This window comes from Cupriavidus sp. 05N38, from assembly GCF_056397345.1.
On the sequence record NZ_JBFTNF010000138.1, the window covers coordinates 1 to 3,826 of the forward strand.

4 protein-coding genes are annotated in these 3,826 nt (G+C 61.9%); 2 read left to right on the plus strand and 2 right to left on the minus strand.

What is annotated here, in order from left to right; translation table 11 throughout:
• Together AC1DK4_RS40345 and AC1DK4_RS40350 are read right to left on the minus strand one after the other, a co-directional pair.
• Positions 1-264, minus strand: a 264-nt coding sequence (locus tag AC1DK4_RS40345; protein WP_477132246.1) for a thiamine pyrophosphate-binding protein, incomplete at its 3' end; no start/stop codon positions are given.
• A 418-nt stretch (positions 265-682) separates the two neighbouring features.
• A complete protein-coding gene (locus AC1DK4_RS40350; RefSeq protein ID WP_441624458.1) occupies positions 683-1,261 on the minus strand; it encodes an AraC family transcriptional regulator in 579 nt (192 codons plus the stop codon).
• 861 nt (positions 1,262-2,122) lie between these two features.
• On the opposite strand from AC1DK4_RS40350, the gene AC1DK4_RS40355 reads away from it, so the two are divergent.
• Complete coding sequence (locus AC1DK4_RS40355; RefSeq protein WP_477132247.1) at positions 2,123-2,797, plus strand: antibiotic biosynthesis monooxygenase family protein; 675 nt, start codon at positions 2,123-2,125, stop codon at positions 2,795-2,797.
• A gap of 313 nt (positions 2,798-3,110) precedes the next feature.
• A partial coding sequence (locus AC1DK4_RS40360; protein WP_477132248.1) for an HlyD family secretion protein occupies positions 3,111-3,826 on the plus strand: 716 nt, incomplete at its 3' end.

Genomic DNA, 3,826 nt, shown 5'->3' on the forward strand with positions numbered 1-3,826 from the left:
CGCGTTCGTCGCGCCCGGGCCGGAGGTCACCATGAATACGCCGACTTTTCCGCTGGCGCGCGCGTAACCGGCGGCCATGAAGCCCGCGGCCTGTTCATTGGCGGGTACCACGAGCTTGATCTGACGCTCGGGGTCTCCCTCGTGCATTTCGTTGAAACGGAAAACAGCGTCGTAGGTCGGCAAGATGGCGCCGCCGCTATATCCAAATACGGTATCGACGCCCTCTTCGCTGAGGACACGCAGGATGATGTCGGCACCCGACATCGATTCGCTTGCGTGCGCTGGCTTCAGGGAGATGGGTGAAACTACGTGCGGGTTTCGGGTCACGGCTGGCTCGCATGGAAACCGGCGCTGACAATATCAGCGACCAAGATCAAAGGGCGATTTCCCATCCAACTCGAGAACAGCGTATGTTCGGCACCAGCTCATGGACGATGGCTTCGACGGGTTCTCCGCCCTGGCCCAGTCCACCCAGCACTTTCTTGATGTGCTTCTGGAAGAATTGTGAGGATCGTGGCAACCATTCTGCCAACGATCGGAGCCGCGCGCTCAGCCAAGAAGATCATCTACCGGCCAAAAAGGGCCGTATCTGGGCCACGATGACCATGACCTCGCCATCCGGGCCATCGCCGTCGCATCCGCGCGGGAGGGAATGCGGCACCGGATGGGCTTGCTCCGTGCCTCAACGGCGCGGCGTCAACAGCGCCGTGGCGATGGTTCGGGCGACGTCTTCGCCAAGATCCTCCCTGACCAGCGCCAGGGCCAGATGGACACCGGCGCTCACGCCGCCCGACGAATACAGGTTACGGTCCTTCAGGCAGCTTAGATTGGTCATGACGTGTACCAGGGGATGCTCGGTTGCGAGCCGTTGCGCGTCGCGCCAATGCGTGGTCAACCAGCGGTGGTCGGCAAGACCGGCACGCGCGAGCAAGAAGGCGCCGTTGCATACGGATGCGAGCCTTCCCGCCCTACGCCCGGCATCGCTGAGCCAATCCACCACTTCCCGTTGCCCATGCCTCAGGCCGATGAGCGGGGACCCGGGCACCACGATAATGTCGAACGGAGCACGCACATCCGACACGCACTCCGTCGTGCCCACCGCCACCCCGTTCGAGCATGCGACAGACCCGGGCGACGGCCCGACGAGATGCTGTTCATAGAACGTTCCGCCGCACAGGCAGTTCGCCTCGTGAAACACATCCATCGGGCCAGTCACATCGAGTAACTGGAATCCGGCGTACAACATCATCGCAACACGCATGCTCCGTTACTCCCCGAATGCCCTCGAAACAAGCGCAGCCCGCCTCGCCGCGTATGCGGCGTGGTAACCGGGTGCCAGAGAGGTTTGACGATCCTGAATCAACGTGATGAATCCGTCCTTGCTTGGGGTCCGGTCCCTAATTCGACCGCGACAATTGGCGAGGCGGCGGCAGCCCCATCCCGGCTACCCCAAGCCGCAACCAGGGCTGATGCGTTTCCAGGTGCACCCGGGTCAGGTTCCCAGCCGCAGTCCCGAAATCAAGTCTAGTCAGTCCATATGGCGGCACGAACACGCAGGTGCGCCGTGTCTGGCCAATCGATGCGGAATTTGGGCCACGTCGTATCACCGGCACCGCCGCGCCTCCGATCGTGCCTGTCGCATTGCGCGTTGGGCACCCCTTGCGCTTCGCCGCCTGAGCTTCAGCTTTCGAGCGAACCGGGCGCCGCGCGCCAGTCACGCTGCCTCGATCGAGGATGACCGCAAAGGACAGCCAGCTCGCGCAAGTTGCCCATTCCGATTGGCTCAAAACAGATCAGAAATGGCCAGCACCAATCGCTTCCGCGACGGCGCGGAGCGGGTCTTCGTGATCGTTCCCGCCCGTGCAAATCGGCTTTATTGGTCAAACCGAAATGGACTATTCCAGGTGGTTGCGATTTCCATGGAGTCCACAAGTTACTTGGCAAAATTCACGCACTTGTTGGCCGAATACCTGATCCTCCCAGCCTTTAAGAAACACTCTCCGTGCCATACAGTGAATGCACCAACTGCTTGACTGCGACACGGAAATCAACCCGTCGTCATCGCCAGTTTCGCGCATTTTCCACATAACGTCGTGTGGTCAACGGAAAGAAGGAGTACCTCATGTTTTCTGCAATGCTTGAAGTCAACCCGATACCCGAACAATTCGATGCCTATCTCGGCATGGCGCAGATGCTGCGACCTGAACTCGAGAAGATCGATGGGTTTATCGACAACACCCGCTATGCAAGCCTGACGCGCGAGGGGTGGCTCCTCTCGCTGTCGAGCTGGCGCGACGAGAAGTCGCTGGTGCGCTGGCGTACCACGACGAAACACCACAAGGTCCAGCAGGCGGCGCGCGATCGGGTATTTGCCGACTATCGCTTGCGCATTGGCCAGACCGTCAGGGATACCCACGTGMCCGCCGGGCAAGTCTTGCTCGAACAGCGCCTGGATGTCACTGAGACAGGCGCCGGCACGGCGGTGACGCTGCTCGATGCGACGCGCGCGCCGGACTGGGTCAGGCAGGCCGGCGCGGAATCGGTCGCGAAGTCGCTTGGACTTGAAGCGGGCGCGTCGGGCCTCGTCGCCTGGGATGTGTTCGACGCGCTGATGACGCCGGGAGACGTGATCGTGGTGGCGACGTGGCACGACCAGGCAACCGCAGAAGTATTCGAACGCGACGCAAAACTGCCAGAGGGCGTGCGCCTGCGGCACATCCGCATCGTCCGGGCGTACGGGATGTTTGATCGCCGGGAAGCACCGCAATACTTTGAGGAAGTACAGCCTCGGGCGTAAGGCAGTCGCAGCCCGATATCGGCATTCGGGGTTCGGCGAGCACATGGCCCTTGACGGCGATTCGCAGATGCAATCACCTACTGAACACGCGTAGCTAGCGAACCCCTATGACCACCACCAACCCTTTGACAACCGGAGCCGCGCAGCCAACGCCCGCACAGGCCACGCTATCACATCGTCTCTCTGTGGGCCTGATTGGGACCTTGCTCGCGTCGCTATCTGCAATACGCAATGAACAGGTCACTGCGCTGGCAATGACCCATGATTTGAACATGGGCGCTACTCCGCCCTCTTCCCACTAAGGGAGATTTCCATGTCAGCCGCCACCCGATCCCGCCTCAGAACCGTTCGCATTGCCGTGCTTGTCGTCGCGGTCGGCATCGTTGCATGGGCTTGCACAAGGCTTGCTGGCAACTCGGATACCGAATCCACAAACGATGCCTACGTGTCGGCCGACTTCACGCTCGTGGCGCCGCGTATCGCCGGCCAGGTTTCAGAGGTACTGGTCAACGACAATCAGTGGGTCAAGGCCGGGCAATTGATGGTGCGTATCGATGACCGCGATTTCCGGGCCGCATTGTCGAGTGCGCAGGCGGACGTGGCGGCAGCCAAGGCATCCATAGCAAACTACGACGCCGAGATTGCGCGGCACCCCTCGCTCGTCGAGCAGGCGCGCGCCACGCTTCGCTCCGACGAAGCGTCGGTCGAGTTTGCGCGAGCGAACGCCTCGCGCTACCAGAATCTCTCCGAAGCAGGAGCGGGAACCACGCAGGAACAACAACACGCTTCGAGCGCGCTCGCCGAGCAACTTGCGCGGCAGTCCCATGACCGCGCCGCGTTGAGCACGACTGAGCAGAACCTCGACGTGCTGCGCACGCAACGCGACAAGGCGGCCAGCACGTTGATGCGCGCCGAGGCGGCTCAGGAATTGGCGAATCTCAATCTGTCCTATACGGAAATCCATGCACCGGTGGACGGCAAGGTTGGCAGGCGCTCGGCGCGGGTCGGCGCATTTGTGACGCCCGGCGC

Excerpts from the sequence above, each read along its gene's own strand:
- AC1DK4_RS40350 (WP_441624458.1), bottom strand. The coding sequence starts at position 1,261 with ATGCGTGTTGCGATGATGTTGTACGCCGGATTCCAGTTACTCGATGTG.